The sequence below is a fragment of the Stenomitos frigidus ULC18 genome, assembly GCF_003003795.1.
GTDB classification, from domain to species: domain Bacteria; phylum Cyanobacteriota; class Cyanobacteriia; order Leptolyngbyales; family Leptolyngbyaceae; genus Stenomitos; species Stenomitos frigidus_A.
In genome coordinates, this window is sequence record NZ_PVWK01000017.1 from 141,113 (window position 1) to 160,933 (window position 19,821).

Annotated in this window: 13 protein-coding genes and 1 tRNA gene; 9 read left to right on the forward strand and 5 right to left on the reverse strand. The window is 49.0% G+C overall.

The annotated features are described in order from the left end of the window. Nucleotides 1-129: 129 nt before the first annotated feature. Nucleotides 130-2,172, forward strand: a complete 2,043-nt coding sequence (locus tag C7B82_RS04135) for a Mu transposase C-terminal domain-containing protein (RefSeq protein ID WP_219903984.1) — start codon at nt 130-132, stop codon at nt 2,170-2,172. A gap of 87 nt (nt 2,173-2,259) precedes the next feature. Then, the gene (locus tag C7B82_RS04140; protein ID WP_181357339.1) at nt 2,260-3,063 is read left to right on the forward strand and encodes an AAA family ATPase; all 804 of its coding nucleotides are present in this window, start codon (nt 2,260-2,262) and stop codon (nt 3,061-3,063) included. 683 nt (nt 3,064-3,746) lie between these two features. On the opposite strand, the gene C7B82_RS04150 is transcribed toward C7B82_RS04140, so the two are convergent. Continuing rightward, a complete protein-coding gene (locus tag C7B82_RS04150) occupies nt 3,747-7,286 on the reverse strand; it encodes a WD40 domain-containing protein (protein ID WP_106255039.1) in 3,540 nt (1,179 codons plus the stop codon). A 265-nt stretch (nt 7,287-7,551) separates the two neighbouring features. Between C7B82_RS04150 and C7B82_RS04155 the strand changes: the two genes are divergently transcribed. Both C7B82_RS04155 and C7B82_RS04160 read left to right on the forward strand, forming a co-directional pair. Beyond that, entirely contained in the window at nt 7,552-7,878 is a 327-nt protein-coding gene (locus C7B82_RS04155) for an NfeD family protein (RefSeq protein ID WP_106255040.1), read from the forward strand. Nucleotides 7,879-7,902: 24 nt separating this feature from the next. Continuing rightward, a complete protein-coding gene (locus C7B82_RS04160; protein WP_106255041.1) occupies nt 7,903-8,133 on the forward strand; it encodes a hypothetical protein in 231 nt (76 codons plus the stop codon). A gap of 39 nt (nt 8,134-8,172) precedes the next feature. Here C7B82_RS04160 and C7B82_RS04165 read toward each other — a convergent pair whose 3' ends face one another. Genes C7B82_RS04165 through C7B82_RS04175 form a run of 3 tightly spaced genes read right to left on the reverse strand, consistent with a single transcriptional unit; the run spans nt 8,173 to nt 11,171 of the window. Further along, entirely contained in the window at nt 8,173-8,574 is a 402-nt protein-coding gene (locus C7B82_RS04165; protein WP_106255042.1) for a PIN domain-containing protein, read from the reverse strand. Then, nucleotides 8,571-8,822, reverse strand: coding sequence for a hypothetical protein (locus tag C7B82_RS04170; RefSeq protein ID WP_106255043.1), 252 nt, complete (start codon nt 8,820-8,822; stop codon nt 8,571-8,573). The genes C7B82_RS04165 and C7B82_RS04170 overlap by 4 nt, the downstream gene beginning before the upstream one ends. Before the next feature lie 24 nt (nt 8,823-8,846). Beyond that, complete coding sequence (locus C7B82_RS04175) at nt 8,847-11,171, reverse strand: tetratricopeptide repeat protein (RefSeq protein ID WP_106255044.1); 2,325 nt, start codon at nt 11,169-11,171, stop codon at nt 8,847-8,849. A gap of 248 nt (nt 11,172-11,419) precedes the next feature. Here C7B82_RS04175 and C7B82_RS04180 point away from each other — a divergent pair, with 248 nt between their 5' ends. Together C7B82_RS04180 and C7B82_RS04185 are read left to right on the forward strand one after the other, a co-directional pair. Continuing rightward, nucleotides 11,420-11,617, forward strand: coding sequence for a hypothetical protein (locus C7B82_RS04180; protein ID WP_106255045.1), 198 nt, complete (start codon nt 11,420-11,422; stop codon nt 11,615-11,617). Between the two features lie 197 nt (nt 11,618-11,814). Continuing rightward, on the forward strand, nt 11,815-13,284 hold the full coding sequence (locus C7B82_RS04185) for a transglutaminase domain-containing protein (protein ID WP_106255046.1): 1,470 nt from the start codon (nt 11,815-11,817) through the stop codon (nt 13,282-13,284). Nucleotides 13,285-13,390: 106 nt separating this feature from the next. Here the strand turns inward: C7B82_RS04185 and C7B82_RS04190 are convergent, their stop codons facing one another. Continuing rightward, on the reverse strand, nt 13,391-16,252 hold the full coding sequence (locus tag C7B82_RS04190; RefSeq protein ID WP_106255047.1) for a HEAT repeat domain-containing protein: 2,862 nt from the start codon (nt 16,250-16,252) through the stop codon (nt 13,391-13,393). A gap of 233 nt (nt 16,253-16,485) precedes the next feature. Here C7B82_RS04190 and C7B82_RS04195 point away from each other — a divergent pair, with 233 nt between their 5' ends. The 3 genes from C7B82_RS04195 to C7B82_RS04200 all read left to right on the forward strand — a co-directional run bounded on the left by C7B82_RS04195 (nt 16,486) and on the right by C7B82_RS04200 (nt 19,763). Further along, nucleotides 16,486-17,667, forward strand: coding sequence for an RtcB family protein (locus C7B82_RS04195; RefSeq protein WP_106255116.1), 1,182 nt, complete (start codon nt 16,486-16,488; stop codon nt 17,665-17,667). A 333-nt stretch (nt 17,668-18,000) separates the two neighbouring features. Then, a tRNA-OTHER gene (locus tag C7B82_RS31910) sits at nt 18,001-18,123 on the forward strand. A gap of 35 nt (nt 18,124-18,158) precedes the next feature. Further along, complete coding sequence (locus C7B82_RS04200; RefSeq protein ID WP_106255048.1) at nt 18,159-19,763, forward strand: TROVE domain-containing protein; 1,605 nt, start codon at nt 18,159-18,161, stop codon at nt 19,761-19,763. The last annotated feature ends 58 nt before the right edge of the window (nt 19,764-19,821 follow it).

The window sequence follows — 19,821 nt, forward strand, 5'->3', positions numbered from 1 at the left end:
ACCTCGTTGCACAATCGATGTCGTTCCCCTAACGATAGCACGATCAATGTTGTTTCTTGAAGTTCAGCTCGTCGCACGATCGATGTCGTTTATGCTAATCGAAGCACTTTTTAAAGGCTTCAAACAATGATGTCTACCGAAGACGATCGCGAACAGTCAGAAGTCGTTGATGAGCCTTCAGAAACACTAGCACTTGATGCCAGCAACTTTGTTGCGGATTGTAAACAAACCCTGCTTGAGAATCTAGATAAACATACATCAAGGTTTGCTTTAGCTCAGTGGGTAGCTAATTCTCCCAATCGCGATATTTTTCTTCAAAGGAAGCAAGAGATCGCCGACACATTGGAGCTTTCCATGCGGCAGGTGGAACGAATTTTAAAGAGTTATCACAAAAGTGAATTAAAGGAAACCTCTGGAACTGAGAGATCAGATAAGGGTGAGTACAAAATCTTGCCTTACTGGGTTGACTACATTAGATGGTTCTACGATGACAGGATTGAGAAAAGGTTGTCTATATCTCGTGCTGATGTTGTCAGAGAAGTAGAACGACACGCAGAAATTGACCTACAACTTCAGCCAGGTGAATACCCGCATCGTGCTTCGGTTTATCGTGTTTTAGCCCCTGTTGTAGCACGTGCGGCTTTACAAAAGAAAATTAGGAACCCCGGTTCAGGTTCATGGTTTTATCTAAAAACCCGTGATGGCGAATTCATCAAAATTTTCTGTAGCAACCAGGTTATTCAGTGTGATCACACAAAACTAGATATCCTTATTGTTGACAAAGATGGCAAAGTCTTGGGTCGTCCTTGGCTGACAATTGTAGTGGATAGCTTCTCTAGCTGCGTTTTAGGGTTTTTCCTTGGACTCAAACAACCCGGCACCGAAGAGGTAGCGCTTGCTCTACGTCATGCAGCTTTACCTAAACATTACCCCGACGACTATGAACTGCTAAGACCTTGGGATGTCAATGGGCTACCGCTCCAGTACTTTTTCACAGATGGTGGAAAAGACTTGTCGAAAGCAAAGCACATTCAACAGATCGGCAGGAATTTCAACTTTAAGTGCGAGTTACGCTTTAACCCTCCTCAAGGTGGCATTGTAGAACGCGTTTTTAAGACCATTAATAGTAAAGTGCTTCAGGGGCTTCCAGGCTACACGGGTTCCTGTGTTGAAGATCGCCCAAAACACGCCGAAGAAACCGCCTGTCTAACCTGGAGGGATGTTAAGAAAATCTTGACCGGGTTCTTCTGCGATAGCTATAACCACGACAAACATCCTAAGAAAAAGGGTATGACAAGGTATGAATACTGGTTAGAGGGATTGGGGGGAACCTTACCAGAACCTATTGATGAGCAAGAATTAGATCTTTGCTTGATGAAAGCAGCATACCGCTCTGTTCAAGCCCACGGTTCAGTAAATTTTGAAAATGTTACCTACAGGAGCGAAGAGCTTAAAAATCACTTGGGGGAGCGAGTAACGCTGAGATATGATCCCGACCATATTCTAAGCCTTCGAGCTTATACCTATGAAGCGGATGAAAAAATGGGAGAGTTAATTGACGATAATGTGAAAGCTCTCAATCTAGAATATCAGGCTCTGACTTTGGATGAATTGAAGCAAATTAATGCAAAGTTGACTGAGGAAGGTAAAGAAATCGATAACTATACGATTCTTCAGGAACTGGGGCGTAGAACCGAAATGGTTGATGAGGCAATTCAGAACCGAAACGATCGCAGAAGAGCAGCACACAAAGAGGCTCGAAGTGAGCATAAAGATAACTCAACCAAACCTGGCAGTCGTAAGACAACTAAGAAAGCTTCAGTCACCCTCCGTGGAAGCGTACCTCCCAGCTTGGCTGAAGCAGAATTAACAGCCCCAAGTGCACCTGAAGCCGAAGAGAGTGACATTTCCGCTAGCACGCTAGAGCTTTTACAGCTTCCTGATAAGCCTGACGGGACGGTTTTCTATCCTCTTTCCGACGATGGCAGTGCCGAAATCGTTCAGACAGAAATCGCTCAAGCGTCAGTTGTCGAGCAGAGTTTGGCAGCGATCGTGACTCCTCTAGCTGAAAAAGCTACTACGGAAGCAGTCATTACGCCTCAAGTCGAATCCCCAAAACAGAAGGAGTGCTACGATTTCATTATTTCAAAACGTTCGCGCCGAAGTCGATAGAAGCCTATGTTAGAGTCCAACTTGGTTTCACAGCCTATCGTAGAGATCTTAGCTTCGTTGGCAGACACGAGAGTTAAGGTGTCCGCCTTGGAAAGACTACTCAACAATGGCTATATACCAACAGATGCTGCTGAGTCTGCGATCAATTGGATGGACGAGCGGCGGTTTTTGAAACAATGCGGTCGGCTTGTTGCTCCACGTGGAAGTGGTAAAAGTCGGCTGTGTGAGGAATATGAAGATCGAGATTTTGACCGCGTTATTCGGGTAAAGGCTCCTACGGGATGTTCTTCTAAGCAAGTTCATAGATTAATCCTTAAAGCAATGAACCATGCGGCAAAGATCAGGCGGCGTGATGATCCAAGAGCAATGGTAGTCGAGAGTGTGATGCCGTTCGAAATTGAGGTAATCCTTATTGATAACGCGCAAAATTTGGCAGTAGAAGCATTCTCTGATCTTAAAGATCTTTACGATGAGAAAAAGGTAACTATCATTTTCTCCGGCACACCTGATTTAGATGTTTCGCTGGAGCAAGTTGGGCTGTTGGAAAGTTTCCCTTACTCTTATCCTCTAGGTTCTTTGTCCGAAGCTGATTTTAAGAAAGTTTTGGACACGATCGAAGCAAAAGCACTGAATCTTCCCTTTGAATCGAAGTTAAGTGAGGGAGAGAAATTTGAGCTCTTAACGACATGCACAGGTAGTTTGATTGGAAGGCTGATGAAGCTTCTACCGACAGCAATTTTATATTCTGTTCAAAAAGTTTCAGAGCAGGAGGCGGATCAAACTGAGTCACAGCCTATGTATAAGCTGGATAGCATATCTCTTGAAGCGCTTAGAAAGATTGCAGTAGGGTACGGGGTAAAAGTTCCGTTTGGAAAATCTAGTTCAAAGTAAATCCAGAGCGAGCCTTAGACGCTTTCATAGATGTTTAGTCATTGACAGATGCATGACCAGCAAGCTTAGTAAATACCCCAGATTGCCACCCCTTGAGCCTTACTCAGGCGAAAGCCTACCACATTATCTTGGTAGATTTCGACGCCTAAAAAGCACCGGAGCACCCTCTCCAAGTGCGTTGGGACAAATGGTGGGGATTGGTGCGGTTGTGGCTCAATGGGAACAGGGGTATTTCAACCCTTTTCCAACAGTTGAGCAGCTTTCTACTTTAGGGACAGTCATCGGTTTAGACATGGATACATTAACCCGGATGCTGCAACCAAAAGGGGTAACGTTAGATTCAAGACCAATTCGTTTATGTGGAGCTTGTTACGCCGAGCACCCTTGTCACCGGATTAAGTGGCAGTTCAAATCCAAATTGAGTCCAAGGTGCGATCACCACAAGCTCAAACTATTAATGAAATGCCCAGGCTGTGAGCAGCCATTTCCAGTTCCTTCGCTTTGGCTAGAAGGAAAATGCCAAAACGCAAAATGCGGCATGCGATACTCAAGAATGGCGAAGCATCAGAAGTCCGTGCTTTATTAAGGTGTACAAGAATTAATCATTTATTCGCCTATTGTTTACAGACATTCAGAAAGCTTTCTTTTCTTAAGAAAGTAAGGAAGATCGCATTCTCTTACCGCTACTCTGACTCAACTGCTCCTAAAGCAATTAGTGATGCTTTTTGTGCTTCTGATAAACCTGTAACGCCTGTGATGTTCATACCTTCATAGGGTCTCGGTGCTATCAGTGTTTTAAGACATTGTCTAGTTTCGATATCCCATAATTTAATCGTACCATCTTTACCGCCGCTAGCAATTAGTAGACTATCAGGGCTGAACACGACATTAGAAACCCAATAGGTATGCCCTTTGAAGGTTTCCAAGCATTGACCTGTATCAACGTCCCATAGCTTAACTGTATAATCATCACTAGCACTTGCCATGAATCTATTATTGGGACTAAGAGCAATACCCAATACCCAATCCTGGTGTCCGTGGAATTCCTTGAGTGATTCTCCCGTATTAATATCCAGTAGCTTAATGATCTTGCCTGAAGGAACCAGTAGGGCATTGCCATCATGATTGAAAATCAATGAATGAACACGCTTGTATTCTAAGAAAAAAGCAATACATTTATCAGTGTGAAGATTCCAAATTTTTATGCTGCCATCATTACTGCTACTTGCCAAAGTTTGACCGTCAAAACTAAAAGTAACTGAAAGAATATTAGAAGTATGACCAGCCAAAGTTTTAAGGTTCTTACCCGTTTCGATATGCCAAAGACTCACTGAATAGTCATCACTTTCAAGTGCTAAAATTTTGCTGTCTGGACTGAATGATAGACAGCGAATCTGAGCCGAATTTTCATGTAAAGTTCTTAAACGCTGACCTGTATTTGCGTTCCATAATGTTACGACCTGATTACTACTACTCGCTAGAATAGAGCCATCTTGACTAAAAGAAACTTTTCCCCAACCATAGTCTTCCTGTAAAATTCTGAAGGGTTTCTCGGACGGAACTTCCCAAAGAGCAACAATGCTTCCATGTCTACTTGCTAACATCATATTTTGAGGGTGAAAAGCGATGGAACTTGCCTGATTATCGTATCCATGCCAAGTTGATAAACATTCTCCCCTGGTGATATCCCATAGTTTTACACTATCGTCCCCCATACTGCTGCTGGCTAAAGTTTGACTATCGGGACTAAAGGAGATTGAGGTGATAAAGGTTTTGTGTCCACTTAGAACTCGTAAACATCTTAGGGTTCTGAGATCCCAAATTTTAATGATGCCATCCTCAGAACCACTACTTGCAAGCACTTGCTTATTGGGGCTAAAAACAATTTTGCTGGAATCACTACCATTATTTTGAAGGGTAGACAGAAGCTGACCTGTTTTGACGTTCCATAGCCTTAATGTGTTATCGGTACTTACGCTAGCGATTAAATCATCGTCTGGGCTAAAAGCAACTGAGCAAACATCCTTAGTGTGCCCTTCAAAGGTGTGGATTTCTTGTCCTGATTGGATATTCCAAAGTCTTACGGTTGCATCGGCGCTACCGCTAGCAAGCAATTTTCCGCTTGGGCTGATGGCAACTGACTTCACTACTTTTGTATGTCCTTCTAAAATACATAAGCATTTTTCTGTGCGGACATTCCACACCCTAACTGTATTATCTAAACTTGCACCAGCTAAAGTTTGATCATGCAAGCAGAGTGTTGCTGAATCATTGAAATATTTCTGACATGAGGCGTTAATCAAGCGACCTTTTTTAAGATCCCATAAACAGATCTTTAGATCTTTGCCAACACTAGTGATTGTTTGACCATCAGAACTAAAAGCAATGAATCGAACACGAGATGCGTGTCCCTCAAAGGTAAGAATAGGCTGCCCATCAGCCACCTGCCATAGACTAATTTCGCCCATATCATTACCTGCTACCAATATATCTCCGCCAGGATTAAACACAAGAAATCGAATACTATGTTGAGTATTAGTAAAGATCGATTTAATTACAACAGAGTGGCTGAAATCAAAATTGTGTAATAGACTGCCTTGCAAATAAGCTTGTCTAATAGTTGTATGAGAAAAATTGTAACCTTGCAAATTTAGATCTGAATTACAGAGAATATTAAGGATATTTCCTCCTGCATATCCTGACTGCAATAAGGATTCGTCTTTCAGGCTTTCAAGAATCTTTTTCATTCTCTCATCGAATGCTTTCTTGCTCTTAAGATTTAGCAGGCTATCTATAATTGGTTTGAGGATTAAACGAAGTTGGGTATCTCTGATGTAATCTTTCGACGAAGCTTTAATAAGAGCACACTTGTTGAATAGTGAAATTTTCAGATTATCGATCTCTGCATAGCTTTGTTCTATTAATCGTTCTATAACATATTCCATCACTACAGTCTGCTGAGTGAAATTGGTTTTTGTTTTCTCAATCAAAGATCGCCCCACCAATCCTTTCAGTGCCTCCAACAATCTGGGCTTAGTGACAGGTGGAACAATATCTTCCTGCAATTCCTGAACAGAGACAGGTTCGCGGTTGATTGCAAGCCAGTACATGACGGACTGTTCCAACTCTGACAACCGATCGAAGTGCTGGTCTAACAGGTCGCGAACGCCTTCAAAGGCGATCGTTTCCTGGTTTAGAAACTCGGCAATATCGCCATCAAACAGTTCTTGAATCGTGGTGGCGACCAGCTTCAGTGCCAAGGGATTGCCTGCACAACGGTGAATCAGTTCGTCTCGCTCGTCGTTGGTCTCGGATAGGTGCAGTCCCTTAGCTCTCAGAATTTCTTGCCCGTCTGTGTTCTCGACTCCCCGCAGTGGCAGCGATCGCACCATTAACGCCTCGCCCTCCATTGCTGATAATTCTCTGGGCTTCTCTCGGCTAGTGACAATCAGACAACTCTGATGGGATGCTTCGCCCACACGCTTCAGTAGTTCACCATAGCCTTCATAGCCTTCACGGTAAACGCCTGCCTGTCCTTCTTGAAGAATGGATTCCGCATTATCGAGGATGAGGAGACAGCGATGCGATCGCAGGTACTCCACCAGTTTGGTGATCCGCCCACCTAGTGACGCTGGTAAATCAGACTCGGTCTCCTGTTGATTGGAGAGGAATTGAATCAGGTTGGTCAGGATTTCTTTCAGCGGTGGCGCTTCCCGCAGCGATCGCCACACCACATAGTCAAACTCACCTTGAATTTGCTCTCCCAGCCTTGCAGCCAGACTGGTCTTGCCGATGCCACCCATACCCAGCAGAGCGATTAAACGGCAACGATCGAAAACAACCCATTGTGCGAGGGTTTCCAATTCGGCGGTGCGTCCGTAGAAGATGGAAACGTCAACGGCTTCGCCCCAATCAATACGAGTTTCTCTAGCTGGTCTTTTCTCACTTGTGGGTATGGGCTTGCCGTAATCGTCCTGAGTTAGTTCCAGACTGAAGGCGTTGAAAAAGCGTTCCAGCGTGCGACGGTCAACCCCTTCTTCACCGTCCAGGACTTTGGCAACCGTGCCTGCATCCAGCTTGGTGCGATCGCTTAGTGCCTCGATCGTTAGCTTCTCGCCAAAGTTGTCCTCTTCCTGCCTGGTTTGAATGGCATCCTGGAGTTTCTGCCGTCCCGCGGCAGTGAGTACAACACCACGTCTGCGTCTGGGCTGTCCTGAAGTCATGGCTACTCTGCAGTAAAAGATTCGGGTTGCCGAAGTTAAAACCCGACTTTCGGGAAGATAAGCGGGTTTTTCCGATTTTAAGTGGATTCAACTGCGGGTGGGGTTAAATTCTTCGATCGCTGAAAAGCAGATGGGCAGTTTGGTGAGGTTGTATGCCAGGAGAAAAGCTTAATTTCGACGCTAACGACTGGTTTTTCCCTGGTTGAGAAAGGCTTGAAATCGCACACTAAGTGCATCAAACCGAAACAACAAGGGAGTTCCGACAATGAGCCTGACAGTTACACCAGAGACCATTGAGTTTTTTGCTCAAGCTGCGATCGGTCAAGTTGAGCAGCCCATTACTTTGCACCAACGGGGACGAGTCCGCTTTATGGCGACCACCTGGTTTGCCCGTTTTTACCAGCCCAATGCTCAAACGCAGGCGTTAGCAGGTACGCACGTGAAGGTGATTGGTAGAGAAGGGCTGACGCTGCTTGTGGTAGCTGTTGGCGATGACCAGCATCAATTGCAGATGCCTGTTGCACGTCCTGAAAGCCATCAGTTGGGTTTGTTGGGCTTGCTTCAACAGGTGAATGCCTGGTTTGCCGCTTGATCAAGTTAGTAGAGGAAAAGCATCATGCACCGACCAAAGCAGCACGGCTGGTTGCTGAGAGTTGCCAGCAAAGTGCTTAAAACCTTTCTGCTCAGTCTCTTTGGGTTGCTTGTCTCGCTCCTGCTGGCAGGCATTCTGGAATGGTTGCCACTTATTAATCTGTTACTGAATCTGCTGGAACAGAGTTTGCCGAAAGCCATTGCCCTGGTGCTCTGCCTTGTCGGTGTGGCGGTGGTGCTGGAATCCCTTCGGTAGAAGTTTCTCAGTCGTTCATGCAATATCTTGGCACGAGAATCACTCCCAGCCTTCCAGGCTCAGTCCCGCAACACGAGCAAACTCCTGGGTATTGTGCGTGACTAGCGTCAGGTTATTTGCAAGCGAGATCGCGGCGATCAAAACATCATGTGGTCCAATGGATGTACCGGATGCTGTCAGTTGAAAGCGAATGTGTCCAGCAAGCAGCGCTGCTTGATCATCAAGCGGTAGGCTAGAGAATTGGTTGAAAAGCCTTCCCAGAGTCGCTAGGTTTTGCTCCCGCATTGAACTTCTGTAGGCTCCATCGTAAAGTTCCGCTTTAACAACGCTACAGAGACGAATGGCTTCTGGCTGAAGCCTCGCCAGTCTGCGAGGCACGGGAGCATTGCGATCATCATTCAGCAACCGAATACAGGTATTGGTGTCCAGAAGATAGGTCACTTTAAGTTTTCCCGCACCTCATACTCTCCTTGTTCAGGGCGCACAAGTGGCTCACCTGCCCAGTTTCCGATCACTTCTTCAAAGAAACCAGGCAGCCAGCCTGTATACGCTGGTGTTTCCACTTTGGGTTGAACCACAGGCTGAACAATCACCATCACTTCTAGCTCAGCATCAGTAATCCCTACAGGCATCTGCAAATTGAGAATCCCATCTGCGCCAACATGAGAACGTAACGTAACGCTTTTCATCTCTAAAGCTCCATTTTCAATGTTTCATTGTGAACTTTGCATTGACTTCCGCACTCTCTCCACCTGCTTTGGTGCTTCCATTTCACTGAACAGCCGAATCGCTTTCTGAAAGTTTTCATCACTTTCCTTATTTGCTTGCATTGCTTGGTAAGTTAATCCAAATTGATAGTGAGCTTCAGCCAATTCAGGCTTAGCTCCAACAAATTCCAGAATTCTGATTGCTTGAGAGAGATACAGTAAAACTATTTCAAATTCTTGCGACTCTCGATGAATTTCTGCTAACCCAGCTAGTGCCTTTGCTTTAACATGACTAAAATATGTAGTCTGTTCTGTAAGCGTTATAGCTTGATGATAAACTTCAGATGCTTTTTTGAAATTCTTTACGTTTTTGTATGCTAATCCCAAGAATATCGCTCCATAGCTAAGATTCCATATGTCGAATTCCTGCGTTTGATCTGACAACAAGAAATGAGCCTTATCAGCAAAGAATATTGCTTCGTTTTCCCTACCAGAGCAAGAGTGAAGAAAAGCCAGAACACTACACTCATAAAGAGGTCTGTTGTTTTCCTTGTCTTCAAGAAGCTTTTTTGTAATTTTTTCTGCTTCTTCAAGTTCCCAGAGTAGGATTTTACAAAGACTGATATTCATAAGAGAAATTTTGTAAAGCATTCGCAACTTAGAGTCTATTTCAGATCTACCTGTATCTGTATCTAAACCACTTAGACAAACCTTAGCTATATCACCTGATTTCTCACTACATTGAATAGCTTCTTTTGTATTACCAGTTAGCAAATATGCACTAGATAGGATTCTATAAAGGTTGCTTAAACAGTAGCTAGGCGAAATGTAACTCACAATCCGTTTGATTTCAAAAATCAATGCTTGCCACACACCAAATTTGATGAGCGAACTGCCGAGGCTTTGAATTTTTTGGGATCTATTGCTATATCTTCCGAAAGCAACGACATTGCCTGCTTTTTCATAGTCACAAATATCTAGGTAGTGGAAGTAAGCCTCAAAAGCTCTTAGTGCATCTTTAGCGGTGTCAACGACCGCAATACTATTTGTCCAAAACTCTGCTGCCTTATGATTCCCTACCTCCCAATCTTCACTTACTCTTAATCGTGTAATCGATTCTTCTCTTACTGCCGGATGCAGCCAAAAAAATCCGTCTTCAAAATCAATTAGCGATCGATCCTGCAAAGATTTAATCACGCGTCGACGACGATGCTCTGGTACATCCCATAGTAGGCAAAATAGTCCTTCAATCGGTACACTTGGCACATCTTGATAGCGATAACAGCCCATCCGGCAAAGTAACTTGTAAGCATCGGGTTCATGTCGTTGCAACCGATCGAACTGCTTCGCAACTAAATCTTCCAGATCTCGTTCAATAAATAAATCGTCTTGATTTGCCCGCCAGTAGGCTTCAACATCACCAGAAAAATCCTCTAAAACCACGCCGCTGATGATATCCATCGCTTTGGCGTTCCCACCATACGCATCGTGCAAAGTAGCCAAAGCAGGAGTATCTGTATTGATGCTGCGACTCTGAAAAAATTGTGACCAGGCTTGGACATCTAAACTTCTCAATGAATAATGCTGCACGGTGACATCGGCTTCTCGCAGGCGTTCTCGACTAGTAATTAAGGTGATTGACTGCACAGTTGGATCACTCAACACTCGCAGCAGTTCCACATAACGACGATGCGCTTCAATGAATTTACCTGCTGAATCTAACGCGGGTTCCAGGTTGTCAATCAAAATACCGATGCGTTCCGCTTGCAGTTTGCGCTTGAGTCGATCGAGCGACACCAAAAACTCCCGTCCTGGTTCTTCACCCAGTTGCCGCAGCTTCTCTTCTAGCAGTCCTTCAATGGAAGCAATATCCTTCGTTTCCTTCGCAATGGGAAACTCTAGAAAAGAGCCAAACGACTGCTGGAGATACTTTCGTGCCAGTGTGGTTTTCCCAACGCCACCCCGCGCCTGAATTACAATGACCTTGGCATTCCGGCTAACCAGCGTGTCTAAGTCAGCGATCGCTTCATCCCGTCCGACAAAATTAGGATCAGCCGTGGTGGTGGCTTGGGCTGCTGGGATGTGGTCGCTCTCCGCCAGCACCAATCCAAAAGATTCAAAGCAGCGGGCGATCGTCCGTTTGTCGGAGCCTTTGCAATCCAGGACATTCTTCACCGTCTCTGGGTCGAGTCCAGTCAACTCACCCAGGCGCTCCAGCGTGTACTTGAAGCCTGCATTCGCCTCTACTTCATGCGATCGTATTTGCTCCCGCAGCTTTTTGAGTCCACTGGCAGTCAGGATGCGCGCACGATTTCGCTTAGGTGAACTCATGGCTGAAGCAAGATTGTCTGGGTAATGCTATTGTGACCGACTTTCCCGAAGTTAAGGTGAATGACCCGACTTTAAGATTGAAACGGGGTCTGACGGGTTAGAGGACAATCGCCCAAAGCCCTTTAGAGAAAGGGGTTTGTGTTTGGAAAGAAAACAATTAAGGTCATCCTTAACCACCGGAGATTCCCTGGAGAACCATCGCTAAATACTAGAGGATTGGTACATCAGTTCCTTTAGGAGTCTTACAGATGGCTACCTCCGTTCAGACCCCAACCCTCCCACCGCAAGCTTGCCTACCATCCTCCAATCAGATCGCCCTTGCACCCAATCAAAGCACATTGCCTGTTGCTCCTACACCTTCCCAATTAGCAGGTGGCGATGTGGTCAATCTTTTGATCGCGATCGCGGTGCTGGTGAAAGTCGTCCTGGGTAAGTCCAAACAGTAGTTGTCGGGTTCTATGGTTCGTTCATCAGACTATTAACCAGATGCGGATCACTGTGAATCAGAAACCGCTCACCCTGTTGCTGTATCTACTAAAAATCTGGTCTGTAGCAACTCTCCGCACCTCTGTCCGTCTCAATCATTCAACCATCGTCCCCAGCCTGGGCATCCTTGACTTAGATCAACCTTCTTCCAGGGCTTATGCGCTTCCTCCTCCTTGACCTCCCAGCCCGATTACTGAAAGGACTGCTGATTCTGTTGGTCTTCCTCACGCCTGTCTTGGGTGTATGGTTAGCCTCCTCGCTGGTCGCATATACGAATGGTCCTACCTGGCTGGCAGTCGGCTCTGGAGTGCTCTTGTTTCCCCTGCTCCCGATCGCCTGGGATCTGCGGGGTCGAAAGCGCCGTCAGCACAAACCACAAATCCTGACTTGGGGCGATCGCGTCATCCTGCGAACCCTGCTGCTCAACCTGCTTTTCCTCACCTGCCTGCTAGCACTGCGTCCCCAAACCTCTTTTCTGGCGCTTTCCACACGGGGAGACTGGATGTTGGAGGGTCAGCGAGGACCTCAAGTGGAATGGGTTCGGCGATCGCTCTTCCAACTGGCGAATGAGCTGGAGTGGCTGTATCTGGCAGTCCATCAGAACCCTTACAAGCAGTACGCAGACACCAACACGATTCGCCCGGCACCCCAACCCACAGCGCCACCGTCCACTCAACCCACACCGCACACTGAACCTGCGCCTCAAGCTCAGAAAACACCGCCACCCACGCCAACAAACCCAACCGCCCAGCCTGCCACATTGTGGACTACGAACGCTGCTCTCCATCCGGCGGTTGCGAACATGCCAGCCAGTGTGGAAACCAGTATTGCTGCCGTCGCTCAGTACCTCGCCCAGCAGGAGCACGATCCCTTCCTCCGGGTGAAGGCACTCCATGATTATGTCGCCGATCGCATTGCCTATGATGCCCCTGCCTTCTTTGGACAGGCTCCCCGTCCACCCCAGGATGCCGAAACCGTTTTCCGTACTCGCAAAGCGGTGTGTGCTGGCTATGCCAAACTGCTCGAAGCTCTGGGACAGGCGATCGGGGAAGAAATTGTGTATGTCGTGGGCGATTCCCGCAGTCAGAGCAGCGACCTGAATGGTGGCAGTCATGCCTGGAATGCCGCCAAGCTTGCAGGCAACTGGTACTTAATTGATGCGACCTGGGATAGCGGGTATGTGAATGGCTCCAGTTTTACGAAGCAGTATGGCACCAGCTACCTATTTACGCCGCCCGCAGTCATGGTCGTCAGCCATTTCCCAGACGATGCCGCCTGGCAACTTTTGCCGCAACCGCTGTCGAGGGGCGACTTTTTCCGGCAACCGATGCTGCGTCCTGGTTTCTTCGCGCAAGGCTTGAAGTTGCTGTCACCGACCCGCTCGCAAACGGATGTGCAGGGCAACGCGGTGATTCAACTGGAGAATCCCCGACAGCGTTGGTTGATGGCAAGCTACAGTGCCAAGGGTAGCCAGCAAGCTGAACACTGTGTGGAGCAGACGAGCCAGGGCACTCAATTATCTTGCCCCCTGCCGGGTACGGGCACCTACGAGGTGCAACTTTTCACGGGGGACCAGCAGTATGGGCACTACGAGTCTGTCGGGCAACTGGAATTCAACAAAGGGTAAGACTCAAGGCAGCGCGGCTGGGAGTGCTTGCCTGACCACTGTGAAGCTGATTCCTGAGCGGATGCTGCGCCTCAAGGCTGTTGGAGCGAGCCGCCCATGCTGACGTTCAATAGCACCAGGCATGCGAGAAGGCAGTATAAGACATTTGTTGAGCGCAGTACCACAATAATTTATGGCACTCGTGCCGTTGCGTTGCCACTTGGTGGGCAGTGGAGGCATTTGCCTCGACAACTAACACGCTTAGTTGAGAGACAAGCTTTGCCAGTTGAGGCTCCAGGACGACTGCCTTTAAGTCTTCCACGACTCGTTTGTAAAGAGTGGGCGTCTCTTTGGCTAAGAGCAGTTGCAGCAAGCCGTCGATCGCTTGCGGATGACCCGGTTGGAGCGTTGCCAACCGATAGGCAAGCCGCCGTTGATGAGCGGCATCGGTCGCAGTGGCTAAACGGTGTTCTAAGGTTGTGATGAGGTGGTCTAAGTCTTGACTTGGCGCTGCCTTCAGTCGCTTGCGACTTGTCTTTGCTAGCGGCTTTTGCATGGAGGCAAGGACAGCCATAGCCAGTGCATGGGCTGGGTCAAGGGTGAGCAAATTTTCGGCGGTTCGTAGTCGCAGCGTGGCATTGGTCGTAGATTGAATGATTTGTTCCAGCGTGGCGATCGCTTTTGGATGTCCGGCATTCATTTTTCCCAAGCTGTAAGCGGCGCGGCGACGAACGTTGCCTTGTTGGGTTGAGGCTAAAAGCTGCTCAAGGGACTGAATGAAGACAGAATGATCTGGAGCAATTTTGCCCAGGCTCTCAAGTACCTGCAAACGGAGCGTCTCGTTCTGGAGTGTGTCGCTGAGTTGGGTAAGGGCAGCGATCGCAAGAGGGTTGCCTGGATCGAGCGTTTTACCCAAAGTATAGGCAGACTGCCAACGGGCAAAAGGGTTTTCTGTAATTTGAATAAACTGTTCCAGAGCAGCAATCGCTAGTGTGCGATCAGTTTGCAGCAACGCAACTCTGGCTCCTTCACAGACGGAAGGAGGAAAGACTCCAAAGCGCCATTGAAGCAGTTGAGACAGAATTGATTGGGCATGAATGGATTGAGGGAACTCTGCCAACCCTGCCGCCGCCAGGAAGTAAGCTCGATGGGAATAAAAACCGCCACAGCGATCATCAAACGTGATGAGTGCCTGGATGAAGGCTTCTTTATCGGCGATAGCAATATCCATCCTGCCGAACCAGAGGAGAATGACCTCCCGCCAATGCGGGTTGAAGACAGGATAAGCATGAGCCGGGTCGAAGAAGAAGTGCCAATCGGCAAGGGACTGTGCGGCAAAATACTCCTGAAACGTCGGGTGATAAAAGGCATACACCTTTTCGCCTGTGTTTGTTGAAAGACCGACCTGATTGAGCCAACCCAGTTGCAATGCCAAAGACATTAACTCTAGTGATTGTGCGAAGGCAGTTTGAGCAAACGTATGGGACAGCCGGAAGCGGGTTTCGGGTTGCAAAAGTGCCTGCAATGCCACCTGTCCGAGTGCCTCATTTAATTGCTGCCGTTGAGTCAGTGTGGTGGGAAAGCGGTCTTGTTTCCAGTCATAAATGGTTTCAACAAATTGCTGATAAAGGAGCGCTTTTGTCTGGGGGAGAGTGCCTTGAGTCAACGACCAGGTGCGGCAGAGCAGGGCTAACCGGAGCGGATTTTTGACGGTCGCGCTGATCCGCTTGCGCTTCGGATCGTCCAAGGCTTGTCGCAGACGATCGCCCAGTGATGGGTTGTCCTGAAACCAGCGATCAATGAACTGCCCTACCTGATCCTCGCGACCGCCATTCCCAATGCTGAAACTGAGATTGCCGTAGGTGGTAAAGGCGGCGAGAGCATTTTTCCCGCCATCCCACACATTGGAACGGCACGTCAGCACCACATGAGCATCGGCAAGCCAGCCCCGCAATTGACGGGAAAGGCTGGTTAGAGCGGTGGCGGCATCGAGCGCCATTTCGTCGATCGCATCCAGCAATAACCAGACGCGCCCCTGTTGAAACTGTTCTGCGAAGGCTTCCTGAAGCTCTGGAGCAACACTCAGCTTCCGGGTTGCCTGCTTTAGCCAATCGTGCAGAAGGTAGTGTTCCAGGGTTGCCCCTTGCAGATCTGCCAGTGACACCCAGATCGGTAACGACTGTTGCTCCAGTAACCAGGTCGCGATTTTTTGCAGCAGGGTGGTCTTACCGGCTCCCGGTTCACCGACGATCGCCACTCGTTGCTGTCCTGCCGCTTGCAGACGCTCGAAGAACGCCTCTAGTGAAAGGGGGCTTTCAGCATCCTCGGCTTCGTCAAGTTGCGGATCGGCGCTCGATGAATCATGACGGCTCTCTCGCCGTTTGCGCTCTACCAAACCCAATGGTAGATAGAGTTGCTGCACATCGAAAGCGATGCCATCCGCTACCGTCAACGGGTTAAGCGTCAGTTGTCCATACTGTTGTGCTTCTAAACTCTCACGGCAAAGCTGCCACCAGAAGTCCTGCCCATCTACTCCCGAATCTTCTGACTCTATGGGTGCCTCGCCTGTCACCTGCTTAGACTTCTGAGGGCGACGGTGCTCCCATGCCTGCTCGAATTGACGCAGGTTAGCAGCGCGATCGCTCCGCTTGTGCCACAGATTGAGGGTAAAGTGCCAAACCTCCGATCCACCCTTGTTGGGACGATTATCGTCGAGGATCGCCAGGAAATCCTCAAACCGTCGCAAGGCTTCTTTAATCTGTCCGCCACTCAAAGGAGTGTTTGCTAGTTTGGTCAGTGCTTCCAGGAACCGGACTTTCGTTCGCACCACCAAACGTTGCTCGCTTTGCCAGTAGGTCTGCATCTGCGATCGCAAGGCATCCAGCGCAACCTCATCACAGTCCAACTCGTCATTGGCGTAGTCGAGTAGAACGGTGAAGAGGTGGAGCGATCGCTTTTTCGCTTCCGGTCCGTAACTGGGTCGTGCCATCGGTAAAGAAGTCGATGCTGTAAGAGGAATTTCGAGACAAATGGAGAATGCCTCACGGTTCTAACTCACATTTTCCCCTAGAAGCGAGGGGAATACCCCCGGTTAAGACATTCCCCCATCCCTAAAATGCCTGTGGAGAAAGTGCTTCAGCCGTTTTGGTGCTCATTCGCCTGGGGGAAGTTGCCCTACCTATGCTTGAGACATCAAACAAAGGAAATGAAGGACACGAAACCATGCCTTACGAACAGTTAGACCTCTCCACCCCCAAGCCTGTGCTCTCCTGGGCAAACCATACCTTGGGTCAAGACGAAACCAAAATGGCGAAGAACGTAGCGTCCCTGCCCTTTGTCTTCAAGCATGTTGCCTTAATGCCCGATGTCCACCTGGGTAAAGGGGCTTTGGTGGGTTCCGTTGTCGCGACCAAGGCAGCGATCGTTCCGGCTGCGGTCGGTGTGGATATTGGTTGCGGGATGGCTGCCATCAAAACGCCCTTCATGGCTGACCAGTTGGAAGGAAAGCTGCAACAAATCCGTCAGGACATTGAAGCACTGATTCCGGTTGGCTTCCACGAGAACGAGGCAGCGGATACGCAAGTGCTGCACTGGCAAGGTTGGCAGGACTTTAAGCATCTCCACACTGGTGTACAACACTTGGAAGCGAAAGCAACCAAGCAGATGGGATCGTTGGGTGGTGGCAACCACTTCATCGAAGTCTGTGTGGATGAGCAAGATCAGGTCTGGCTCATGCTGCATTCGGGTTCGCGCCATATCGGCAACGTGTTGGCACAACGCCACATTGAAACCGCTAAGGAGTTGGCAAAGTTGGCGGGTGAAAAGTTACCCGATCCAGACCTGGCGCATTTTGTGCAGGGAACTCCAGAGTTTGAGGCGTACTGGCGTGATCTGCAATGGGCACAAAACTATGCTCGTGTGAACCGGGAGGTAATGATGGCGCGATCCAAGCGAGTGCTGGCAAAGCATTTGGCAAACGGTCAACCTTTCACCCCTTGCCTGAGCGTCAACTGCCACCACAACTACGCGGAGCGAGAAGTGCATTTCGGCGAGGAAGTGTATGTGACTCGTAAGGGCGCAGTCCGGGCACAGCAGGATGACTACGGCATTATTCCAGGCTCAATGGGCGCTAAGTCCTACATCGTGAAGGGTAAGGGCAAAGCGGACAGCTATTGCTCCTGCTCCCACGGAGCGGGACGGTTGATGTCCCGGAATAAGGCAAAGCTCAACTTCACCCTGGAAGACTTAATCCAGCAAACGCAAGGGGTTGAGTGCCGTAAGGATGAAGGCGTGTTAGATGAAATCCCTGGAGCTTATAAGCCGATCGACCAAGTCATGGCAAACCAGTCTGACCTGGTAGAGGTAGTGGCAACCTTGAAGCAACTTGTTTGTGTGAAGGGTTAAGGGTGGAACGGCAGCCAAAAAGCTAGGGGCATCCCCCAGGTCTTGAACCGCCCCTAGCTTCTCAACTCCAGTCATGGCAGGCTCTCCAACGACTCAGGCTCAATTTGCCTGGGGGAAGATGAACTGACTATTCTGGATGCATTAAAGGGAAAGGAGACGAGAGAACACGCCTCACCTCCTACCCCCCAACTTTCAACCATGTGGCGGCTAGCTCAACAGTAGAGTGCCAACCATTGCCCGAAAGGGACGCAGATTAAGGGTTATCGCTTTGGACGACTCCCCCCTTAATCGCCGGAGATGCGGGTGCAATGCCCGCGCCGCTACACCAAACACTGGCAGGTAGTTTAACAGTAGAACGCCTAAAACATCCTTGTTCACTCCTTGCCCGCAAGGGACGACGAATGAGGGTTATCGCCTTCTAAGCGGGTGATGTGGGTGCAACTCCCACCCTGCCAATTGACATACATTGCCCTCACGGGCTGGAGGTTGTGATGAGTTACAAGTTTTTTGTGCAGAAAAAGTCTCAAACGCCGCAGAGCCAACCCATACCTGGACGTGAAGCCGAAATGATCCAGGGGCGTTCGGGTGGCTGGATGTTCAAGGCAGATCTCTGGCATGTCTTGCGTCGTTGCTTACTGATTGGCACCGCTCAAAGCACCTACTACGCCGATAAGCACGAGTTAACAGATGACTTTGTTGCCGTGCTGCAACAGGCGATCGCGCTCAACCCCGATCGGGTCGCTTCCGAAATTCTGTATGCCAGCGATGGACGGGCAATTAACAATAGTGCGCCTTTATTGGCGTTAGTGTTGCTGTCGATGGGTGAGACGATGGAAGCAAAGCACGCGTTTCAAGCCATCTTTCCTCAAGTCGTACGAACGGGCAGCCATTTCTACGAATGGTTGAGCTACACCAAAGCCATGCGCGGGTTTGGCAAGCTTATTCGTGAAGCGGGTCAGTCCTGGTTGTCAAATCCGGATGTGAAAGGGCTGGCATATCAACTGTTGAAATATCAGCAGCGCCAAGGCTTCTCTCACCGGGATGGATTGCGGCTGTTTCACGTTAAACCGCTCACAGAAGATCATAACCAGTTGTTTCAGTGGGTGATGCAAGGTTGGGAAAACCTGCCGCAGGAAATCCCTTCGGAGGCGCTGGCTCAAATCTGGTGGTACGAGTGGTTGAAGCGAAATCCTGAAAAGACCCATGAGGCGATCGCCAAAGGGCGGTTAACCCATGAGATGGCAGCACCCGTGGGCAAAATGGATCAACGGGCATGGCAACTGTTGTTCAATGAGATGCCGATCGGAGCCTTGCTGCGAAACTTGGGTTCGTTGACGCAGCTGGGCGTCTTAACGGCAGACAACCGGGACAACCTGAAGCGGGTGGCTAAGGTGCTAAACAGTGCCGAGCACTTGCGGAAGGGACGCATTCACCCGATCGATGTCCTGAAGGCACTCAAGACCTATCAGTCAGGTGGTCAGTTGGGACGCAGCCAGAAAACCTGGCAACCTGTTCCCCGCATCGTGGCGATTTTGGAGCAAGCGCTGGCACTCTCCTTTGATGTCGTGCCGCCGACAGGCAAGGTGTTTCTGCACGCGATCGATGTTTCCGGTTCCATGTCGTATTACAGCGTGAGTGCCATCGGGCTGACCTGCTGCGAAATTGCGACCACGATGGCACTGGCAACAGCGAAAGCGGAAAAACACTATGTCATCCGAGGCTTTGCGACTGATTTCCGTGACCTGAAAATTACGGCGCGCGATTCCTTCAGTGAAGCGATCGCCAAGGCAAGCAACCAGAACTTCGGTGGCACCGATGCGTCTGTTGCCTATGACTGGGCAATGAAGCATAAGTTCAAGGCAGACGTGTTCTGCTTCTGGACGGACTGCGAAAGTTGGACAGGGCGCAAGCACCCCAGCCAGGCGTTGGCAGAGTATCGCCGCAAGGTGAATCCGCAGGCGAAGGCGGTCTATGTGACGCTGGCTCCCAGCCAGATCTCGCTCGTTGATCCGCAGGATGCCCTGTCCTGGGATGTGGCTGGCTTCGATCCGGGCACACCACGTCTGATCCAGATGTTGGCGGCAGGAGAGCTTTGATCCACCTGCCTGCGGTAAAAACCCTAATCCATTGGCAGGTACTCCTATCAGTACCTTC